The sequence below is a fragment of the Staphylococcus sp. EG-SA-2 genome (assembly GCF_017152085.1).
Genome location: NZ_JACYHC010000980.1, coordinates 1 through 845, shown reverse-complemented (window position 1 = coordinate 845; position 845 = coordinate 1). Strand labels below are relative to the sequence as shown.

Here is an 845-nt window from a genome sequence, read left to right as displayed (position 1 = left end):
AATACCTTGCATATTCTTGCCGGCATAAAATTTATGAATACCAAAACTACCTAAGAACAATGCTAATAAAATATAAATAACTTTGTTTACTTGCATTTCTTTCCCTCCAGTTGAATTGCTTATAATGACATTAGCTTCTCTTTTTATTATACCCACTTTTAGTTCAAACATTCTAGTTTAAGCATTCCCAATCATCTAAATTTCAGTTATTCAATCCTTACAATAAATTTAGGATTACACTTCAGTTGCATTGTATTATTTTACGTGTGAAATATACGTAATGAATCACATGACAATCTTTAAATTGAAAAATATACATTCTATGATGTAAGGTCGCATTTTTAATATATTTACGTTATAATGGTTTGATGAATTTTATTGAGGAGTAAGAGCTATGGCGATTAAAAAGTTAGTACCAGCATCGCATCCTATTTTAACGAAAAAAGCGCAAGCAGTTATAAAATTTGATGATTCGTTAAAAAGATTATTACAAGATTTAGAAGATACAATGTATGCACAAGAAGCAGCTGGCTTATGTGCACCTCAAATTAATCAGTCATTGCAAGTGGCAATCATTGATATGGAAATGGAAGGATTATTACAACTTGTTAATCCGAAAATTATTAGTCAATCAAATGAAACGATAACAGACTTAGAAGGTTCAATTACATTGCCAGATGTTTACGGCGAAGTGACAAGAAGTAAAATGATAGTTGTCGAAAGTTATGACGTCAATGGGAACAAAGTTGAACTAACTGCACATGAAGATGTAGCAAGAATGATTTTGCATATTATAGATCAAATGAACGGTATCCCTTTTACAGAACGTGCGGACCGTATTTTAA

2 protein-coding genes are annotated in these 845 nt (G+C 31.0%); one reads left to right on the top strand and one right to left on the bottom strand.

Translation table 11 applies throughout. The features are described from left to right. A partial coding sequence (locus IDG60_RS16900) for an NINE protein (RefSeq protein WP_206160968.1) occupies nucleotides 1-96 on the bottom strand: 96 nt, incomplete at its 3' end. Nucleotides 97-394: 298 nt separating this feature from the next. Between IDG60_RS16900 and IDG60_RS16895 the strand changes: the two genes are divergently transcribed. Beyond that, nucleotides 395-845: peptide deformylase (locus IDG60_RS16895; RefSeq protein ID WP_206160967.1), on the top strand; the 451-nt coding region annotated here is incomplete at its 3' end.